General features: G+C 57.5%; 12 protein-coding genes. 5 read left to right on the top strand and 7 right to left on the bottom strand.

Annotated features, from left to right (window positions below; translation table 11 throughout):
• Nucleotides 1-68: 68 nt before the first annotated feature.
• The 3 genes from RISK_RS06105 to RISK_RS06095 form a co-directional block, all read right to left on the bottom strand.
• The gene (locus tag RISK_RS06105; RefSeq protein ID WP_047813388.1) at nt 69-1,151 is read right to left on the bottom strand and encodes a hypothetical protein; all 1,083 of its coding nucleotides are present in this window, start codon (nt 1,149-1,151) and stop codon (nt 69-71) included.
• 186 nt (nt 1,152-1,337) lie between these two features.
• Nucleotides 1,338-1,763 (bottom strand): response regulator, encoded by a 426-nt coding sequence (locus tag RISK_RS06100; protein ID WP_047813387.1) that lies wholly within the window; start codon nt 1,761-1,763, stop codon nt 1,338-1,340.
• Between the two features lie 66 nt (nt 1,764-1,829).
• Entirely contained in the window at nt 1,830-3,092 is a 1,263-nt protein-coding gene (locus RISK_RS06095) for a serine hydroxymethyltransferase (protein ID WP_047813386.1), read from the bottom strand.
• A 322-nt stretch (nt 3,093-3,414) separates the two neighbouring features.
• Here RISK_RS06095 and RISK_RS06090 point away from each other — a divergent pair, with 322 nt between their 5' ends.
• Entirely contained in the window at nt 3,415-5,466 is a 2,052-nt protein-coding gene (locus tag RISK_RS06090; RefSeq protein WP_047813385.1) for a hypothetical protein, read from the top strand.
• A gap of 25 nt (nt 5,467-5,491) precedes the next feature.
• Here the strand turns inward: RISK_RS06090 and RISK_RS06085 are convergent, their stop codons facing one another.
• Genes RISK_RS06085 through mfd form a run of 4 tightly spaced genes read right to left on the bottom strand, consistent with a single transcriptional unit; the run spans nt 5,492 to nt 11,962 of the window.
• Nucleotides 5,492-6,109, bottom strand: a complete 618-nt coding sequence (locus tag RISK_RS06085; RefSeq protein WP_047813384.1) for an amino acid kinase family protein — start codon at nt 6,107-6,109, stop codon at nt 5,492-5,494.
• Nucleotides 6,106-7,224: a hydantoinase/oxoprolinase family protein gene (locus tag RISK_RS06080; RefSeq protein ID WP_047813383.1), complete on the bottom strand. Its 1,119-nt coding sequence runs from the start codon at nt 7,222-7,224 to the stop codon at nt 6,106-6,108. Before RISK_RS06080 ends, RISK_RS06085 begins: the two co-directional genes overlap by 4 nt.
• Nucleotides 7,209-8,510, bottom strand: a complete 1,302-nt coding sequence (locus RISK_RS06075; RefSeq protein ID WP_047813382.1) for a PQQ-binding-like beta-propeller repeat protein — start codon at nt 8,508-8,510, stop codon at nt 7,209-7,211. The genes RISK_RS06080 and RISK_RS06075 overlap by 16 nt, the downstream gene beginning before the upstream one ends.
• 29 nt (nt 8,511-8,539) lie before the next feature.
• Entirely contained in the window at nt 8,540-11,962 is a 3,423-nt protein-coding gene (mfd, locus tag RISK_RS06070; RefSeq protein ID WP_173442621.1) for a transcription-repair coupling factor, read from the bottom strand.
• A 79-nt stretch (nt 11,963-12,041) separates the two neighbouring features.
• Here mfd and RISK_RS06065 point away from each other — a divergent pair, with 79 nt between their 5' ends.
• The 4 genes from RISK_RS06065 (at nt 12,042) to RISK_RS06050 (ending at nt 19,747) form a co-directional block, all read left to right on the top strand.
• A complete protein-coding gene (locus RISK_RS06065) occupies nt 12,042-13,082 on the top strand; it encodes a Gfo/Idh/MocA family protein (protein ID WP_047813381.1) in 1,041 nt (346 codons plus the stop codon).
• 158 nt (nt 13,083-13,240) lie between these two features.
• A complete protein-coding gene (locus RISK_RS06060; RefSeq protein ID WP_047813380.1) occupies nt 13,241-14,749 on the top strand; it encodes a sulfatase in 1,509 nt (502 codons plus the stop codon).
• Nucleotides 14,750-14,932: 183 nt separating this feature from the next.
• Nucleotides 14,933-16,312, top strand: a complete 1,380-nt coding sequence (locus tag RISK_RS06055) for an SGNH/GDSL hydrolase family protein (protein ID WP_047813558.1) — start codon at nt 14,933-14,935, stop codon at nt 16,310-16,312.
• 294 nt (nt 16,313-16,606) lie between these two features.
• A complete protein-coding gene (locus RISK_RS06050; RefSeq protein WP_236696073.1) occupies nt 16,607-19,747 on the top strand; it encodes a PVC-type heme-binding CxxCH protein in 3,141 nt (1,046 codons plus the stop codon).
• Nucleotides 19,748-19,750: the final 3 nt, after the last annotated feature.

Raw genomic sequence — 19,750 nt, 5'->3', positions numbered from 1 at the left:
AAACGCAGCAGCCTTCTCATTTCGGTGAGAAGGCTGTTTTCGTTTTGAGATGCCTGCTGACCGAGAGTTCAGTGACCGAGATGAAGGATATTGAGTCGGTCGGCCGTGGGTTTGTCGAAAGTGCCGAGGCTGGGCGAATGAGTGATGGTGGTGATCAACGCTGTGAAACGCTCGATTTGGGGGAGCAGATGGGATTCCAAAATCGGCTTGATCGCTTGGTCCAATTGACTCTCCGGATTGCCGGAGTAGATCGACGGTTCAGGCACGTGGTCGATGGCGTCAAACACCTCTTTCATCCAACCGTCGATGGCAATCGCCGACACGCCCAGTGAAACCAGTTTGATGCAATCATCCACTGACGCGACATGTTGGTTTTCCCAACGCGGCGGTGTCAACCAAAGTGGCGGGACACTGGGCTGTTGGACCAGTTGATGCAGCAGTTCTGCGAATTGCAGTCCAGGGATTGAGATTTGGCCGGCGCGGATGAGCAAGCAATCCGCCGGGATGGCCAGCAACGTTTCGCGATGGTGCCAAACCCATTCCGGGGTGACACTCACCGAAATGGCTGCTTGGGGAGCCAGGTGTCTTAGCTGGTGGATCTTGCTGGGAAGGTGCTCTAAATCAAGCACATCGGGTGGCAGCGTGAACGCGGAAACCCAACCGCCTCCGGACAGAGGTTGTTCTTCTGGCGTCGCTTCCCAACGCCGAATTTGCTCGGCACAGTAAGCGAAGCGACCGGACGCGTCGCGAAGGGGCGAAAGCCGGAGGTCGATTGCCGTCGCAGTTTCGAAGTCGTCTGCCCTCAGCCCATAGCGTTCACCGCGATAGGGGAGCAACTGAAGTGGATGCGTCACACCCTTGGATTCTTCTGGCTCTTGCGGGGAGTCGGAATCGGCTTCGATTCCAAGTTCACTCTGCAAGTACGATGTCAGAATGCCGAGTTGCTGCAGGTGACTGGCCAGGGTTTGTGCGATCTTGGGAGACCAGCGATACCACGGGGCTTCGTCAAGAAACAATCGCGTGGGGAGTTTGACGGCAGGCCCTTCCAATCGCTGGACTTCGAAGGCCGGAGGCGTCGGTGAGACTCCTCGTCGCCCCGTACCGAATTGAGGGGGCAGCAAGCACAACGCATCGAGCGAACCGTCAAACATGGCAGCCTAGGGGGTGATGGAAAAGACGCCTCAACTCACGCGAATGAGACAGGCCACCGTGACGTGCTCTGCCTGGACCTAGCGGGTGAGTTCAACCGCGGGAAATCAGCGGATTGCTTCGTGATCCAGTGTATCCGCTGAAGGCCCCGCCGGCAGGCTTGTCGCAAGCGGCGGCTCCAGGTTGGATCAACGCTCTTCCATTTCTTGGATGTACATCCGCAGTCGCGTCAGTTCATCGGTGGTGCCTTTGAGCTTCAGCATGTTCTCGACCCGTTTGATCAACTCGATTCGGTTGACGGGTTTGCTCAGAAAGTCATCGGTTCCGGCCTGGACGCCTCGTTCGATGTCTCCCAGTTCGCTGAGCGCCGTGACCATCAAGATCATGATGTTGCTGGTCTGGGGATCTTCTTTGAGTTGCTTGCAAACTTCGAATCCGCTCAGTTTGGGCATCATCACATCCAACAGGATCAAATCCGGTTGGAACGATGCCACTTTGGTCAGCGTGTCTTCCCCGTCCACCGCGGTTTCCAAATCGCATTCGATGTTGACCAAGTAGGCCTCCAGCAGTTCGCGGTTGGCAGTGTTGTCGTCAGCAATCAGGATCCGATGCATCCGAAGCGGCTTTCAATGGAAGGGGAGACAGGAAGATTTCAAAGGGACCAAACCAGCGACGCCGGATCAGGCAACGCTGGCGGGAGATTCAGCAGCGGCGGGAACGGGGAAGGCCTGCACCATTTCGCGAATTTCGGTGCGGATGGTTTCGTGCAACGCAGCGTTGTCCGAATCGGACAATGCATTGTAAATCCATTGGCCGATCCGTTTCATCTCGTCGCCACCCATTCCGCGGGTGGTCAGTGCAGGCGTTCCGATTCGGATCCCAGATGGATCCATCGGTTTTCGCTGGTCAAACGGGATCATATTCATGTTGACGGTGATGCCGCAAGCATCGAGGACCGCTTCGGCTTTCTTGCCGCCCAGGTCCACCGCGGTGACGTCGACCAACATGAGGTGGTTGTCGGTTCCGCCGCTGACCAATCGCAGGCCGCAGCTCATCAGGGTGTCCGCCAACGTTTTCGCGTTGTCCACCACGGCTTGCCCGTAGCTGGCGTATTCCTCGGTCATCGCTTCGGCGAAGCAGATTGCTTTGCCAGCGACCACGTGCATCAACGGTCCACCCTGAGTGCCGGGGAACACGTTGCGGTTGACCAATTTCAGGTGTTCTTGCTTGCACATGATCAGACCACTGCGAGGCCCACGAAGCGTTTTGTGGGTCGTCGTGGTGACATAGTCCGCGTAGGGCACGGGACTGTTGTGGATTTTCGCGGCGACCAAACCGGCGTAGTGGGCCATGTCGACCATCAACTTGGCACCCACTTCATCGGCGATTTCTTTGAATCGATCGTGAGGGATTTCGCGTGGGTAGGCGCTTGCACCGGCAACGATCAGTTTTGGTTTGTGCTCGCGAGCCAGCTTGACGATTTGGTCGAAGTCCAAGCGATGATTGACTTCGTCGACGCCGTAATTGACGAAGTTGTAGAGTCGGCCGCTCATGTTCAGCTTCATGCCGTGCGTCAGGTGGCCGCCTTGGGCCAAATCCAATCCGAGCACGGTGTCGCCGACTTCGAGGCAGCTCAAATACACAGCCGCGTTGGCTTGCGAGCCGCTGTGAGGCTGGACGTTGGCGGCTTCGGCGCCGAACAGTTCCTTGGCGCGGTCGATCGCGATCGTTTCCACGACGTCAACGTGCTCGCAACCGCCGTAATAGCGGCGTCCGGGGTAGCCCTCAGCGTATTTGTTGGTCAGGACGCTGCCGACGGCTTCCATGATCGCTGGGCTGGTGTAATTCTCGCTGGCGATCATTTCCAACCCGTCTTGCTGACGAATCGTTTCGGCTTGGATCGCGTCCCAAATGGCGGGGTCTTGTGACTGAATGAAGCTCATGGCAGGTCAATTCGAAGCGTGTGGGAAAGAGGGCTCGTCGGGGCATTGTCGATTCCGATCAAAAAACCGTCAATGACTGAAAAAAGTCACCGGACGAGGTGAATTGAACGGTTTTCGTGTCCTGCTCTCAGATCCACAAACAATCCCACCCCAGCCCGATGTCTTACAATCGAGGCGGGATTCCACCCCGCGAGAATCGTGTCTTCGAGAAATCCCCCTCCATCGGATGAATCCTGTTTCTGAATTTCGACACAAACCGATTCGTACAAGGCCTGTCTTGCAATCAACGCCGACTCACCGGGGAATACTGCTTTGCGGTCTGATGCTCAGCCTCACATGGGCCGGATGCTCGAAGAAATCGGCTTCGCCGGAAATCGAGCCTCCTGCGAATCAATCGGCCGTTGGTTCGAACACACCCCAGCAGGATCCCGATCCGGTGCCTTCAGGGGCGGAGCCAGAATCGGGATCCGAAGCGGAAGCCATCCAGGAACCGGATTCGAGTCCGAGGGAAGGCCGTGGCACGGCCATGCTGCACAACGCGGTTGGGTCGCAGGCCTGTGTCGCCTGTCATCCTCATCGTGCCGAATCGTTTTTCGAGACCACCCACGCGGAATCCTTGCGACTGGTGGACGCGAAGGTGGAACCCGAATTGCAATCGTTCTTCCATGAACCCAGTTCCCAACAAATGAAGGTCGTCCGCGATGGAGAACGGATTCGTCATCAATCGTGGCAGGAACTGCCACAGACGGACTACGTGATGCCGCTGAGTGACCACCCGGTCGAATTGGTGATGGGAAGCGGCACGTTTGCGAAGTCGTACTTGATTCGTGACGGCGACGCTCTGCTGCAGGCCCCGTTGTCGCACTACACCGAACAAGGCGAGTACGACATGTCGCCCGGATACGACTCGCCGTCCCACTTAGGGTTCTCTCGCCAGGTCACGGACGATTGTTTGTTCTGCCACGCGGGGTCGTTGTCGCGGGTGGATGGAAATCGAAGTGTCTCGGTTTTGCATGAACTCGCAATTGGTTGCGAGCGTTGTCATGGCGGCGGTCAGCAACATGTTGATCTCGCCAACCAGTTGTCGGCCAATTCGACTGATCTGACTGATTTGGATGCGGCCCATGATTGGGCGATCGTGCATCCACATGAACTGGGGCGTGACTCGCTGGAATCGCTCTGTGCCCAGTGCCATCTGCAGGGCGATGTGCAGATGTTTGTCCGCGGTGCCGATTCATGGTCGTTTCATCCCGGGGAGGATTTGGCAGCGACACGATTGGTTTACAAGGTGGGGCCGACGGAGAAGGAGTCTGCTTCGACCAGCTTTGTGGGGCACTTCGGCCAGATGCACGCCAGCGAGTGCTACCTGGGATCCGAGAGTCTGACCTGTGTCACGTGCCACGATCCGCACCAACGAGTCGATGATGCAAACCGTGAATCGATTCACCGAGATCATTGCTTGTCTTGCCACGACAACCTGGATTGTGGCGAAAAGCTGAACATCCGAATGACCACGAACGAGAACTCGTGTCACCAATGTCACATGCCGCGATCGGAGACCGAGGTGCCTCACGTCTCGATCACCGATCACCGGATTGCGGTGCCCAGCGAGCAGGCTGATAACGACGCACCGGCCGAAATGGCGACCGAAACTCCGGTCACCGAGTTGCCGGATGTGGTTGCGTTACTCGACCGATCCCCGGACGGCAGTTGGCAACGAGAATTGAATGAAGCCACTGCGATTGGGCAGTGGCTTTGGATGGGATCCAATCCAAGGTATGACAACACGACCGTTTTCGACTTGGCGACTCAGCGTTTACGCTCCGCGATTCAGACGGCAGAAACATCGAAGTCGGATTCCAGTGTCGCACACGTTTCTTTGGTCGAAGCCAAAACAAGGTTGGCAAGTTTGCTGGACCGAGTCCTGTTGTTCCCCGACAAGGATCGTTCTGAAGCGGATGAGAAGCGTTTGCGGAAGGAAAGCCAAACATTGATGCAGTGGGTTCTGTCGGAAGAGAAACAGCCGACACCGGAACTTCAGGTCGCCCTGGAAAGTTTGGCGAACGCGGCGGCCGCTGAAGAGCAGCACCTCAAGGCGTATCATTTGTACCAGCGTTTGATCAAGCTGCGTCGCCATCCAGCGGATCACTACAACTTGGGGCTGGCGTGCGGGAAACTGCGCCGGTTTGGCGAAGCCGAGCAAGCCTTCATGGAATCGATTCGCATTCAACCCACCTATCCCCTGCCCTACGCCTCGCTGGCTCGCTTGTACCAAACGATTGATCCACGTGCGGCCTCGAACTACATGCAGCTGTCTCAGCGTTTGCGTGTGGTGCAACAAGGGGACGTGAACGTCGGACGTGCCAGTCAGTAGCCAAACGCAGCCGCTTTGCGTTCGTTCAGCAGGTTGGCTGAATCGGCAGCTGCTCGACACGCAGTTTCTCTTCCAGCGATGCCAACACGGCACACGCCGGATCGACGATTCCTTGCGTGATCCAGTCCTGCAGGCGGTCCTCTGAGTCAACGGCGCATGACTTCAGCAGCACCACCTCGCTTGCATCGCATTGCAGTGCGACCCACATTGCGATGGAGTCCGTTGTGGTCGACCACGTCTCTGGCAACGGAGCTTTCGACGCCGAGTGGTAGACGACTTCGGGACGCAAGAATTGAATCGTCGAGGAAGCAGGCTTCATTGAATCGCTTGAGGAGGTCGAATAACGCAGCCAGTCGTCTTCGGTCTCAAGTTTCTCGATCGGTGGAAAACGACCGTCTGATTCAAGGGCCTCTGCAAGATGACGCATCGAGTGTTCTAGCATCGCGACGCATTGCCAGTGAACCGTTTGCGGGTCGCCCGGTCGCAATCGGTCCCATTCACGGACCGCATCGATCAGCTGACCGCCGCCGATGATCAAGCAGTCATCCGCAGGGGCTTGGTTGCGGTACCACTGATGAAAATCATCCAGCAGACTGGGACGGGTCAGCAGGCTGCCGCCCAGTTTGATCACGCGGCGACTCATCGAACCTCTCGTTGGGTGCTCAACCACAATCGAGCGACGGCAAACGCGGGTGCCGATCGCGAAACCTCTGGGCTCAAGCGATCACGCAGGTCGATCGCGTTGCGGGCGGTTGCGGAATGGGTGATTAAATCCTGCCCGTGTCCACTGAGCAACAACGTGGTCTCTTCATTGGAATGGCTGTCGAGCCGTTCGATCTGACGCTGCAGGCTTTCATCGATCTGTTGCTGGGCCGCTGCGAGGATTTGCTTTGCAATCGACGACGCTTGATCGCTGGTGAGCTCGTTTGCGTCCAAGCCAACCATCTTGGCCAGCCGACGGTGTGCCGATTGCCTGTCGCGAGGTCGGCCGTCGGCGGAGTCTCGGTCGTCGGCCGACTCAGGGAGTCGCTTCAGAATCAAACGAGCGTCATCGATGGTCGCGAACAGTTCGTTCATGACCGGGACATCGACTTGGTCGATCGTGAGTCGGTCGACCAGGGCACACACTGGCGTTCGACGACAACCAACGTAAACGAGCGAGCCGTCGCGAAGTCGCTCGTGATCGGTCTTCGCTGCGGTGGCAACCTGTCCGTTTTGAATTGGGATGAGGTCGGTGGTTGTCGATCCGACGTCGATCAAAATCCCGCGGGCGGATATCTGGCTTGCTGCCCAGGAAGCCAACGCGTGCCAATTCGACGCCGCCAATGCGTCGACTTCTGAAGCCACGGCTTCAATCCCGACGAATTTGCCAGCGGTGGAATAGAACCCAAGCTCGGAATCGTGACTCAACTGCGTTGCTGCGATGCGAACTTGTTCGGCGATGTGAGTCACGCCGTGCTGACGGTCAGTGAAACAATCGGCCAGCTCGCCGGTCATGGTGACCGCAATGCCTTGGATCAAGTCCACCTTGACTCGAGATTCAGCCAACAACGCGATCCAATCTGAATGCAGTTGTTCGGCGAGCGACTCCGGGCGTTTCCACATGGGGAAAAAGGATTCCCTGGCCGTCGCGTCCTCGGTTGCATGGTTGACCAAGACCGACTTCAGGTTGGCACCGCCGACATCGACGCCCAGTATGAATGGAGGGGGCGGGTCCGGTGCAGGTGAAGTCGGTGTTGCGGTCAAGGGCTCGTCCATCGATAGGCGGTCAAAGAATTCAAGGCACGGATCAAAATCAGAGGTTGGTCGTTGTTGCTGGAGACTGCCAAGTGAGCCCAGCTGTTCTCGGCGACCTCTTGGGTGTCGACCACCGTGAGCTCACTGGGATTCGCAGCGATCAATCGAAGTTTGCCGTCCGCGCTCAGCGACAGAATACGGTTTTCGTTGCGGACCATCGACCAGTACTTGCCGACGGGCGGCGAGGTCCACTGAATCGAACCGTCCGCGACCGACAAACAAGTGAATCGTTCGTTCTTCAGGTGCAGGTACACATGATCGTCGACCACCACGGGTGAGGACATGTAGCCTTGCGTTTTTTGATTCCAGCGTTCGCCGGCTGTCCAGGTTTTCTCCGCTGACTCGTCGAGTCGGATGTCGAACAGTTGGCTTTTTCCACTGTGGGCTGCCGTGAACACCGAGTCGCCGATCGCCAGCGGTGTCAAAATGTTCATGCCGCGAAAGGCTTCGATGGCTTCTCGCCAGAGCACATCGCCGGTGTCCAGTGAAACGCCGCACAGTTCTTCGCGAGTTTGAACGAGCAATTGTTCTTGGCCCGCGAGTGTGGCGATCGAGGGGCTGCTGAACGCGCCGCGGGACATCATGTCTTCGCCGCCGGAGAGAACGGTCCAAAGCACCTCGCCGGAATCCAGTGCCAGCTTCGTCAGTCCCGCACCGACTTGGACATAGATCGCCCCATCATGAATCAGTGGCGAGCAAGCCGCCCCGAACGGCTGCAAAGACGATCCGGTCTGAGCGGGGAAATCGATCTTCCACCGTTCCTCGCCGGTTGCAGTGTCCAGGCAGACCAGAACATCTCGCATTCCCAGCACGACCAAGTAACCCGGAACACACGCGGGGGTGGCTCGAATCCAATCTCCATTGGCGGCGGCAAAAAATGGCACTGACATCGATCCTTCCCATTGGCGTTCCCAACGCAATTCACCGGTGGCGACCTCGTAAGCGGTCACTCGTTCGAATTGTTTGTTCACCGTTTCGGTTGTGAACACCAACCCGTCGACCATCACGGGCCCGCTGTAGCTGGGACCCAGTGGAACCGACCAAGCCTTGTCAAGGTTTCCGGAAAGACGATCTGGCCAGGCGGTTGGTTGAGCGAGCGTGCCGTCCCGATTGGGGCCACGCCATTGATTCCAGCTGCTTGATTCCAAGCGATCCGGTTCGGCGGAGTTGGCAGGCGTGAGCGTCCCGGCAGGGGCAAGACTGAAACAAAAAACTGCCAGCAAAAGGTGGGAAGCTCGACGACGCATGTCCGGGTCCGATCGGGAAAGAGAAGTGGTCAACCAATCCATAATGCAGCGCGGGCAAGTTGCAGCCACGCTTTGCCGGCCGGATCGGACATGTCGTAGTCCTTGATCGGAATGTAGGCCTTTTGATGATCGACGATGCGAATCGGGATCGAAGCGTTCTTGGCCAGTTGATCCATCCGCGATCGATTGGAGTACTGAATCACAATGAAGCGATCGTTGGTGGTCAGCGAAACCAAGCCCCATGAGGCTGCGTCGAGCCGCAGTTCACACAATTCCAACATTCGAAGCGCCGGGGGCGGTGGCGCGCCAAAGCGGTCTTCCAATTCTTCTCGCAGGGCCTTCACATCAGCCGCTTTCTCGATTCGAGTCATCCGGCGATAAAGATCGATTTTATGCCGCAGGTTGGGCACGTAGTCTTCCGGCAGGTAAGCTTCGATCGGCAAATCAATGTCCACATCGGCGGACAACTTCGGCGGCAATTTTTGAGCTTGCCGGACCGCGTCTTCGAGCAGTTGGCAATACATTTCGTAACCGACCGCGGCAATGTGCCCCGATTGCTGACTGCCCAGCAGATTGCCCGCCCCGCGAATCTCGAGGTCTCGCATCGAAATCGCGAAACCAGCACCCATCTGAGAATACTCTTCGATCGCTCGCAGGCGTTTGCTGGCTTCTGGCGTCAGCCGTTTGTTCGGCGACACCAGCAGGTAGCAGTAGGCTTGGTGCTTGTACCGCCCCACGCGTCCACGCAGTTGGTGCAGATCGCTCAGGCCGTAGCGATTGCCATCGTCGATGAACATGGTGTTGGCGTTGGGAATGTCCAATCCGCTCTCGATGATCGTCGTGGCCAGCAGCATGTCGAACTTGTGATCGATGAAGTCAACCATGATTTGTTCGAGTGCACCTTCGACCATTTGTCCATGGCCGATGCCGATTCGAAGTTCTGGGACAATGGCTTTGATCCGAGCAGCCAGGTCATCCATGTCCCCGATGCGGTTGTGGACGAAGTACATCTGACCGCCGCGGTTGAGTTCCCGCACGATGGCGGAACGCAGCATCTTGTCGTCCCAGCGAGTCACTTTGGTCTCGACCGCCATTCGTTCGGCTGGCGGCGTTTCCAGGTTGCTGATATCGCGAACGCCAACCAATGCCATGTGCAGCGTTCGCGGAATGGGCGTTGCAGAAAGCGTCAGGACATCGACGTTGCTATGCCGAGTCTTCAGGCGTTCCTTCACGGCGACGCCGAAGCGTTGTTCTTCATCGATGACGACCAAGCCGAGGTTGTTGAACTCGACGTCTTTGCTGGCGACGCGGTGGGTTCCAATCACGATGTCGGCTTTGCCTCGCCGGATCTCCTTCACTGTTTCGCGTTGCTCGGCCGCCGTGCAAAAACGACTGAGTTTCCGAATCTCGACGGGGAACTCCGCCATCCGTTCGCGAAACGATTGGTAGTGTTGTTCTGCCAGCACGGTGGTTGGGACCAACACGGCGACTTGGTAACCCGATGAGACCGCTTTGAAAGCCGCCCGCATGGCAACTTCGGTTTTGCCAAATCCGACGTCGCCACAAATCAGCCGGTCCATGGGCCGTGGCGTCTCCATGTCGACTTTCAAGGCGTCGATTGCCGACAATTGGTCTGGTGTTTCCAGGTACGGGAAGCTGGCGTCGAACTGGCGTTGCCATTCGTTGTCCGGCGACATGGGGATGCCGAGTCGTGTGGCTCGTTTGGCCTGCAGTTCCAGCAGTTCGTCGGCCATGTCGGTGACCGCGGCTTCGGCGGCCTTGCGCTGGTTGGTCCAACTGATACCGCCGATTTTGGCCAGCTTGGGTCGATTTTTCGTTCCCCCGACGTATCGCTGAACCAATTGAATACGAGAAGCTGGCACATGGATCTTGGTCCCGCCGTCGAACTCGATGGTCAAGTGTTCTTGATGCTGGCCATTTTTCTCGATGGAGTTCAGCCCGCGGTACAACCCGATCCCGTGGGACAGGTGAATCACCAAGTCGCCGGGGGTGAGCTGCGTGAACGAGTCGATCGGTTTGCCGCGGGTCCGTGTCTTGGCGCGACGAACGGGGCTGCGATGAAAGAGCTCGGCACCGGTGAGCACCAGGATCTCTGCGTCGGTCAAACGGAAACCACCGCTGAGGTCGGCAACCGTCATGTGCAAGCGACCTTGTTTGGCCGCATCGGTGTCCTCAAGCAACTCAGTCAGTCGCTGGCCATCGGCGGGCGTGTCACCCACCACGATGACTTCGTGTCCGGCCGCGACGGAGTCGACCTTGGATTTGGTTTCGTCCAGCGACGTTGCGAAGCTATCGGCGCTGGCGGTGTGCAAGTCGACAACATCCGTTGGGGCTCCTTCGGCCAGCGATGTTCCTGTGACGACTTTGTGGCTCTTCAGCTCCGAAAGCAGTTCCTTCATCGAAACGAAGCGTTCGGTCTTGGCGACCCGAGCGAGCAACGCGTTGGACGACTGGTGGCAATCCGATGGATCGATCACCAGCACCACGGTGTCTTCGGGTAAGTAGTCGACGATGGTGGCTTCGGCCCCCACGCTGTCATCGACAATCAGGTCCAGCGGTTCGTCGTTGTTCTCTTCTTCTGCGAAAGGGCTTTTGACTGGCTGGGTTCCAATCGCGGCGAGTTCAACCTTGCTGAGTGTTTCGCTGCTCCGCTGAGTGGCTGCGTCGAACCGGCGGATGGATTCGATCTCGTCGTCGAACCATTCGATTCGAATCGGCTGGGGTTGGTCCGGCGAATACACGTCCAGCAATCCACCCCGGCTGGCAAATTCGCCCGGCACCTGGACCGCCGTCACGGCTGCGAAACCGGCTTCAGCCAGCCAACGCCGAATCACTTCAGGATCAACGATGTCACCGACCGACAATTCGCGGGTCGCTTTTTCGAGACTCGAAACCGATGGCACCCGTTGGATGGCGGCTCCGATGTACGAGGTCACGACCAGCGGTTGTGGGGAATTCTGATCGCGGGCGCGGAGTCGCTGCAGGACTTGCAATCGAGCGGCGTAGTCGGCGTCGCGAATGGAACTGCCGGTTCCGTCGCCGGCCGACAGCGGCAACGCGACGACGTCTTCGATCCCGAACGAGGAAATGTCTCCCGCGACAATGTCCGCGTCGACGGCTTGCGGAAGCAGGACCAACACGTGCGGGTGATGGCGGGTCAGGGTGGCGGCCAGCAAACCGCGAATCCCGCCCCAAACTCCAGAAAACGCCAGCGGAACCGGATCGTGGGCCTGCTTTGTCTTTCGTTTTGTGCCGCCTTTCGGCTTGCGGCCCAGAACCTCTCCCAGCCCAACTTTCGCGTCCAGGATGGCCGGGACATCACGAAGGGATCGCAGCTTCATCGGGGAGGCGTTTTTCGAAGCGGTGGGCACGGCGATGGAACCTGGATGAAATCGGGGTGCAAAACAGCCTCCGGTGACGAAAGCTGCCATGAAAACGTATCTTGATCGTAGTTTTTCGCCTACCTCAGCGATCCCCACCCTGTTTCCTCGCACAAAAAAGACAAACAACATGAGCATCGGTATTGGCATCGTCGGCGCCGGAATGATCTCCAATTTTCATGCCAAAGCCATCGCGGATTCGACCAACGGGCATTTGGTGGGTTGTTACAACCGCAACACCGAGCGAGCCGAGGAGTTCGTGGCGAAGCATGGTGGTCGCGTGTTCAAGACACTCGAGGAAATGCTCGCGGACCCTGAAATCGGCGCCGTTTCGGTGTGCACACCCAGCGGTGCTCACGCAGAACCCGCAATCCAGGCCGCCGAAGCTGGCAAGCACGTGATGATCGAGAAACCACTCGAAGTCACCCAGGAACGCTGTGACCAAATCATCGACGCTTGCCAAAAAGCCGGTGTGCAATTGGGCGTGACGTTTCAAAGCCGTTTCCACGAATCTTCGCGATTGATGAAGAAAGCCGTGGAAGAGGGCCGGTTCGGCAAAATCACGATGGGTGACGCCTACGTGAAGTGGTACCGCAGCCAAGAGTACTACGACAGCGGCGCGTGGCGGGGGACTTGGAAACTCGACGGTGGTGGAGCCCTGATGAACCAAGCCATCCACTCGGTGGATCTGTTGCTGTGGTTGATGGGCGACGTCAGCGAAGTCTCGGCGATGGCATCAACGATGACTCACGAACGAATCGAAGTCGAAGACATCGTCGTCGCGACGCTAAAATTCAAAAATGGCGCTCTGGGAGTCATCGAAGCCACCACAACCACCTATCCCGGGGCTCTGAAACGCATCGAGATTGGCGGCAGCGAAGGCAGTGCGATCCTGGAAGAAGAAGATCTCACCCAGTGGGAATTTGCCAACGAAACCGAGGAAGACGAGGCCATCCGGAAACGCATGGCTGGGAAGACCGAAACGGGCGGAGGAGCCAGCGACCCGTCCTCCATCGGGCACCACGGTCACACCGAAGTCTTCAATGACTTTCTGGATGCAATCACCGAGGGACACAGCCCGCAAATCAATGGCACCGAAGGCCGACGCAGTGTGGCGTTGATCAACGCGATTTACGAAAGTGCACGCACGGGCAAGACGGTCCAGCTATAACGGTAGGGGAGCGTACGACGGACTTCCGAGTCCGTCGGTGCCAATGACTTTTTGACGGACTTGGAAGTCCGTCGTACGCAAAGTCGATGGCTGAATGATGCACTGGAACATGTTCCGCTTCTCCCCACCCACATCCCACCCTGCCCCACCCCAGCCAAATGAACAAGCTTTTTGTTTGGAGCGTCGTGCTAGCCACGACGCTGTTTGCGTCCGAGTCCTTTGCTCAAAACTCATCGAGCCGTCCCAACGTCTTGATGATCTGCATCGATGATTTGAATGACTGGGTGGAGCCGCTCGGCGGGCACCCTCAAGTCCAAACGCCAGCGATGCAGTCGTTGGCCGAACGTGGCATGACGTTCACGAACGCGCATTGCCAATCGCCCCTCTGCAATTCTTCGCGAACGAGTTTGATGCTCTCCCTGCGTCCTTCGACGACGGGCATCTATGGCTTGGCACCCTGGTTTCGCGATTTGCCAGAACTAAAAGACCGTGTGGCGTTGCCGCAGCACTTCAAGGCAAATGGATACCGAACGTACTCGGCGGGCAAGGTTTATCACGGTCGTTATGGTCGAGACAAAAACGAATTTGATGAAATTGGACCGCCTGGCGTCGCTGGAGTGAAGCCGCCACAAAAGCTCATCCCGGCCACGCCGATTGGCGATCACCCGTTGATGGACTGGGGCGTGTTCGATCACCGCGATGAGGACAAGGGCGATTACAAGGTTGCCGACTGGGTGACTGAAAAACTGGGGGCGATGCCTGACGATGAACCGTTCTTCATGAGTTGCGGTTTCTTCTTGCCGCATGTCCCCTGCCATGTCACGCCGAAGTGGTGGGGACTGTATGACGATGAAACGTTGCAGTTGCCGCCTTATCGAAGCGACGATCGCCTGGATTGTTCCCCCTTCAGTTGGTACCTGCACTGGAAATTGCCCGAGCCCCGCATGAGTTGGTTGAAAGCCCATGACCAACAGAAGAATTTGGTGCACTCCTATTTGGCCTGCATCAGTTTTGTCGACAGCCAAGTCGGCCGCGTTCTTGCCGCGCTCGAAGAGTCGCCGCACCGCGACAACACAGTCATCTGTTTGTGGAGCGATCACGGATGGCACTTGGGCGAAAAGAACGTCACCGGCAAAAACACGCTGTGGGAACGTTCGACTCACGTTCCGTTGATCTTCGCTGGGCCAGAGATCGCTCACGGCCGAACTCAGTCGCCGGCGGAACTGTTGGACATCTATCCCACACTCTCTGAACTGGTCGGTCTGCCCGCACCGAAGGAGGTGGAAGGGCTGAGCTTGGTCCCCCAGATCCAACACCCCCATCAAATTCGGGAAACGCCTGCGATCACCGATCACAACCCCGGCAACCAAGGCATCAAAGGCGAACGGTATCGCTTGATTCGCTACGCCGATGGCAGCGAAGAACTCTATGACGTCATCAACGATCCAAACGAATTCGAAAACTTGATCGGTCAAGCCGAGCATGCTGATGCCGCACAGCGATTGAGACAATTTGTGCGATCGGATCCCGCTCCTTTGGCAAAGAACAGCCAACACCGAGTGCTCGAGAAGAAGGCCGATGGTTGGTACTGGGAACACGAGAAAATCGATCCCAACAACCCGCCGATGAGCATCGCTCCCAACCAACCGTCCGATTTAAGTCCATGAGACAAGAGAGGGCGATCCATTCCGTTGACTGTCCAAGACACAAACTCTTTGGCCAAAGGAGTCAATGTTTTCACCGGTTCCTGGGACGTCGTCCCAGGCTACGTTGAAAAAGGCCTTTGGCCATCAATGACGCCACCTCGCCTCCCCCATTTCAATCTCAATATCGTCATCAAGAGACCCACCATGCCCCCAACAATCCTGCGAAGCATTGCTTTGCTTGTCGCGTTTTCTGTCTTCGCCACGGCAACAACATCAGCCGAAGACAGCTCCCTGCCGAAGTTCCCCGAGTCCGGACCGTATCAGTACGAGCCCAAACCGGAGGACCCTGAGTTCGGCAAGTTCTTCCCTGCCAAGGCTCCTGAAATCGGGCCGCTGTTGCTGACCAAGGGCGATCGCCTGGTGATCATCGGGGATTCGATCACCGAGCAGAAAATGTATTCACGGATGATCGAGACTTACCTGAACGCGTGCATGCCGCACCTGGAAATTGAAACGCGACAACTCGGGTGGAGCGGTGAAACCGCGGCCGGTTTTCTTCGTCGGATGGATTCGGATTGCTTGCGTTTCGAGCCCACCATCGCGACGCTTTGTTACGGGATGAACGATGCTCGCTATCGAGCCTACGACGTCAACAACGGGCATTGGTACAAGGACAATTACCAACACATCGTTCGTCGTTTGAAGGAAGCCGGTGCGAAAGTGGTTTTGGGATCACCAGGCTGTGCCGGGAAAATCGCGACCTGGGTCAAGGCTCCTGCGTGCACCTTGGACGAACACAACCTGAACCTTTGCACCTTGCGGGATTTGGGGATTGAAATTTCCAAGGAAGAAAACGTTGCGTTTGCCGACCTGTTCTGGCCCATGTACGTCGCCCAAATCACAGCCGCCAAAAAGTACGGCACCGATGAAAAGCCTTATCAAGTCACTGGCAACGATGGGATTCACCCACCCTGGGCCGGCCAAGTCATCATGGCTCACGGATTTCTCAAATCGATGGGGATTCGCGAACCCATCGCGAACTTGAAGGTGGACTTGGCGACTGCAACCGCGGCCGGTGGCGACCATCATTCGCTCGTCGAGTTCGCGTCGGATGAATCGGCTCACCAAATCACCTTCGAGAGTCGTCGCTACCCGTTTTGCGCGACTGGAAAGGCCGACAACGAAAACAGCATTCGTTCCGGCATGACACTGGTTCCGTTCAACGACGATTTGAATCGGTTCTTGCTGACCGTCAACGGTTTGGAAACAGACAAGGCAAGTGTCCGTTGGGGTGAGCAGAGCCTTGAATTCACCAAGGAAGAACTGGCCGAAGGGGTGAACTTGGCCGAACACTTTGAGGTCAATCCGTTCAGCAAGGCGTTTCAGGCGATCGACCAAGCGGTGGCCGCGAAACAGGCGTTTGAAACGGTGCAGATTAAGAAGGTTTTCCACGGGGAAGAAGGCAAAAAGGATCTGGAGGCTGCGGTCAAAAGCACCGAAACCAAGCGAGCGGATTTGGTGCAGGCAATCCAAGCTGCGATCGTCCCAGTCACTCACACGGTTGTGATCACGCCAGTGAAATAGAAGTTGTGCGAAACAGGTCGGCAGGAATGATCGGGCAAAACCATGTGAGCCGTTTGGGCGTTGGCCCCGGTTGTACGTGGGAACAGTGGCGTTTGCCATAACAGTTCAAATGCCGACAAGACTCCTGCCGACCTGCTTAGCAGCCCAAGCGAGCACCAAACAGCTTGCATGCCATCCGATTCCTGCTTTCCTTCTTTGGGGATGTTTCTGTTGGATGGAAGAGCAAGAAGCTGACACTTTGATACCCCGATGAGTCGACCGATGCCAGTGAGCCAACAAATCAGAGCGAACTCAATGCGAAACCAGTGGTTGTTCTTCGTTGCTTTTTGGAGTGCGATCAGCTTTGGTTGGCTGAACGTCGGCGTGTCCCAGGACGCTCCCGCCGGCAATGACGAAGTTGCCCGTGTGATGCGGGAATTCGAAGGTCGTGGGGATCTGGGGGACGATTCCGAACCCGCGTCACCCGCCGAGACGATCGCTCGTTTGAAGGTGCCCGACGACGTGCGTGTGGAATTGGTCGCGGGGGAACCCGATGTGACTCAGCCAATCCACATCAGCTTTGACTTCCAAGGTCGAATGTGGGTGGTGCAGTATCGTCAGTACCCGTTTCCAGCGGGACTGAAAGTGGTTCGCTACGACCAGCACTTGCGAGCCGTGTTTGATAGCACGCCGATTGCTCCGCCCAATCACGTCTCCGGGGCGGACTGTGTGACGGTTTGGGAAGACACCAACGGCGATGGTTCGTATGACTCGCATCGAGATGTTATCGAGGGACTGAACGTTGCGACCAGCGTCGCGGTCAGCACGTCCGGAATCTGGGTGATGAACCCGCCGTACTTGTTGTTTTACCCCGATGCGGATCACGATGCGAAGGTCGATGGGGATCCAGTGGTTCACCTGGCCGGCTTTGGTTTGGAAGACACGCACGCGGTCGCCAATAGCTTGCGGCTTGGGCCCGATGGTTGGTTGTACGGTGCCAACGGAAGCACCACGACCGCCTCCATTCGTGCTCCCCTGTCGGACCGACCGGACCAAGCGACCTCGTTTCAGGGCCAATGCATTTGGAGGTATCACCCGGAATCGCATCGCTTTGAAATCTTCGCCGAAGGGGGTGGCAACACGTTCGGTTTGGAGATCGAAGAGAGTGGGCTCACGTTTTCAGGAACGAACCATGGCAACACGCGGGGAATGTTCTATCCACAAGGCAGCTATGGCACGAAGTCTTGGGGCAAGCATGGGCCGCTGACCAACCCACACGCCTACGGTTTCTTCCAGCACATGCGATCCGAGGGGGATGGCCGACGGTTCACACAAGCGTTGGTGGTTTACCAAGACGACGTGCTGCCGCCGCGATATCGCGATCAATCGATCGCCATCAATCCGTTGCAGCGATGTGTGATCAGCAGCGAATTGATCGCGGACACGTCGACGTTTCGGACGCGTGATTTCGAAACCACGATCGAGACCGATGACCGATGGTTTCGGCCTGTGGCGATCTCTGTTGGACCGGATGGAGCGGTCTATTTCGCAGATTGGTACGACACGCGTCTGACACACGTCGACCCACGAGACAACTGGCACAAAACCAGCGGCCGAATCTATCGGCTCACTGCGAAGAATCCTTCCACGTCTTCGAACACGGACGGGTTGCTGCCATCGCGAACGCGATTTGATTTGTTCGCGATGACGGACGATCAGTTGCTGAATTTGCTGGCACATCCCGGTCGCACGATTCGGTTCCTGACGTTGGAGACCATCGTTGCTCGGATCGAGGAATCCCAGGCTCTGCAGGACTCGCTGGCCGGAATCTTGAATGACGAGACGGACCAGCGCCGATTGCTCGCGTTGTGGGCGCTGCAACGCGGGCAGGCCCTCGGCGAAGACGATTGGACAGAGTCTTTGCAGGCCTCCGAACCGAACCCTGATCTGCGACGCTGGGCAGTTCGGCTGCTTGGCGACCAAGCGTCAATGACCAGCGACCAACAGCAGGCACTCATCGAACTTGCCAAGCATGAAAACGACATCCACGTCCGGTCACAGTTGGCGTCCACCGCGGCTCGTTTGGATGCCGAGCAAGCCTTGCCGATCCTTCGCGAGATGATGCTGCGAGAATCAGATCAAGATGACTTGCATCTGCCGCTGTTGATTTGGTGGGGCGTGGAAGCCCATTGTGAAAGCCATTCCGACTCCGTTGCCGCATTGTTTGAAGACGAGCGGCTTTGGAAGAGCCGATTGGTGCGGCAGACGATTCTCGCTCGCTTGATGCAGCGGCTGGCGGCAGATGGGGCCAACGAAAGCTTCCTGGTCGGCGCGAGCCTGTTGGCGATGGCACCCGATGACGATGCCAAAGCGACTTTGATCCAAGGTTTTGAAGAAGCCTTTGTGGGGCGGAAGGTCGAGGTGTTGCCGGAAGCCTTGCGGGAACAGCTCGCTGTCTTCCGCGAGTCACGGCCGGGATCGGATTTGCCGCTGCGTTTGCGTCAGGGCGATGCCGCCGCGATCAAGCAAGCTTTGCAGTTGATCGAGCAGTCCGGGACTCCGATTCAAACCAAGGTCGCGTTGATCGAGACCTTGGGCGAAATCCAAAACGAACAGGCGCTCGCGGTCCTGCGGCGACGGCTGCAGGGGGATCCATCTGGCGCGGTCAAGTTGGCTGCGTTGCAAGCCCTTTCGCGATTCGCTGACGAGTCCATTGGTTCATGGATCGCATCGGCGTATCAATCGTCGATGGATGACGCCGGCAACTTAAGAGAGACCGCGATTCGAGTTCTCTCCAGTCGCGAACCATGGGCGTCGGTGCTGCTGAATGAAATCGATGCTGCCAAGATCAACGTCGAACGAGTGCCCGCGGATGTGGTCGTTCAAATGCAGGCCTTTGAGAACGCCTCACTGCGTGAGCGTGTCACGAAACACTGGGGGACCGTTCGTGCAACTCCGGCGGAAAAGCAGGTTCAGATCGCTGAGTTTCAGTCCGTCGTTCGCTCCACGTCGCAGGCGGATCTTGCTCACGGCAAAGCGTTGTTCACCAAACATTGCGGAACCTGCCACCGACTGTTCGGGGAAGGTGGCAAAGTGGGGCCGGATCTGACGGGGTACGAACGGTCCAACCTGGACTTTCTGTCGTTGGCGATCATTGACCCGTCGGCCGCGATCCGAGAAGAGTTCACCAACTACCGCTTGCTCACCGCGGATGGTCAGGTGCTGAGCGGGTTGTTAGAAGACCAAACGCCCGACACCGTGACAATGCGAACGGCCGAGGGCAATGCGGTCCGAGTCAGCCGGGACGACATCGATGCCCTGCAAGCGTCGCCGGTCTCTCTGATGCCAGAGAACATCCTCGAGGCTTTGTCGGTCGAGGATGTTCGTGACTTGCTGGCGTACCTGCAGCAACCGATGCGAATTCCGTCGACGTCCGATTCGACGGACGTCAACTGAACG

The sequence above is a fragment of the Rhodopirellula islandica genome, from assembly GCF_001027925.1.
GTDB classification, from domain to species: domain Bacteria; phylum Planctomycetota; class Planctomycetia; order Pirellulales; family Pirellulaceae; genus Rhodopirellula; species Rhodopirellula islandica.
This window is presented reverse-complemented; position numbering and strand designations above follow the sequence as displayed.

What these genes read in the sequence shown, in the direction of transcription:
- RISK_RS06105 (WP_047813388.1), bottom strand. Translation starts at nt 1,151, where the DNA reads ATGTTTGACGGTTCGCTCGATGCGTTGTGCTTGCTGCCCCCTCAATTC.
- RISK_RS06100 (WP_047813387.1), bottom strand. Translation starts at nt 1,763, where the DNA reads ATGCATCGGATCCTGATTGCTGACGACAACACTGCCAACCGCGAACTG.
- RISK_RS06095 (WP_047813386.1), bottom strand. Translation starts at nt 3,092, where the DNA reads ATGAGCTTCATTCAGTCACAAGACCCCGCCATTTGGGACGCGATCCAA.
- RISK_RS06090 (WP_047813385.1), top strand. Translation starts at nt 3,415, where the DNA reads ATGCTCAGCCTCACATGGGCCGGATGCTCGAAGAAATCGGCTTCGCCG.
- RISK_RS06085 (WP_047813384.1), bottom strand. Translation starts at nt 6,109, where the DNA reads ATGAGTCGCCGCGTGATCAAACTGGGCGGCAGCCTGCTGACCCGTCCC.
- RISK_RS06080 (WP_047813383.1), bottom strand. Translation starts at nt 7,224, where the DNA reads ATGGACGAGCCCTTGACCGCAACACCGACTTCACCTGCACCGGACCCG.
- RISK_RS06075 (WP_047813382.1), bottom strand. Translation starts at nt 8,510, where the DNA reads ATGCGTCGTCGAGCTTCCCACCTTTTGCTGGCAGTTTTTTGTTTCAGT.
- mfd (WP_173442621.1), bottom strand. Translation starts at nt 11,962, where the DNA reads ATGGCAGCTTTCGTCACCGGAGGCTGTTTTGCACCCCGATTTCATCCA.
- RISK_RS06065 (WP_047813381.1), top strand. Translation starts at nt 12,042, where the DNA reads ATGAGCATCGGTATTGGCATCGTCGGCGCCGGAATGATCTCCAATTTT.
- RISK_RS06060 (WP_047813380.1), top strand. Translation starts at nt 13,241, where the DNA reads ATGAACAAGCTTTTTGTTTGGAGCGTCGTGCTAGCCACGACGCTGTTT.
- RISK_RS06055 (WP_047813558.1), top strand. Translation starts at nt 14,933, where the DNA reads ATGCCCCCAACAATCCTGCGAAGCATTGCTTTGCTTGTCGCGTTTTCT.
- RISK_RS06050 (WP_236696073.1), top strand. Translation starts at nt 16,607, where the DNA reads ATGCGAAACCAGTGGTTGTTCTTCGTTGCTTTTTGGAGTGCGATCAGC.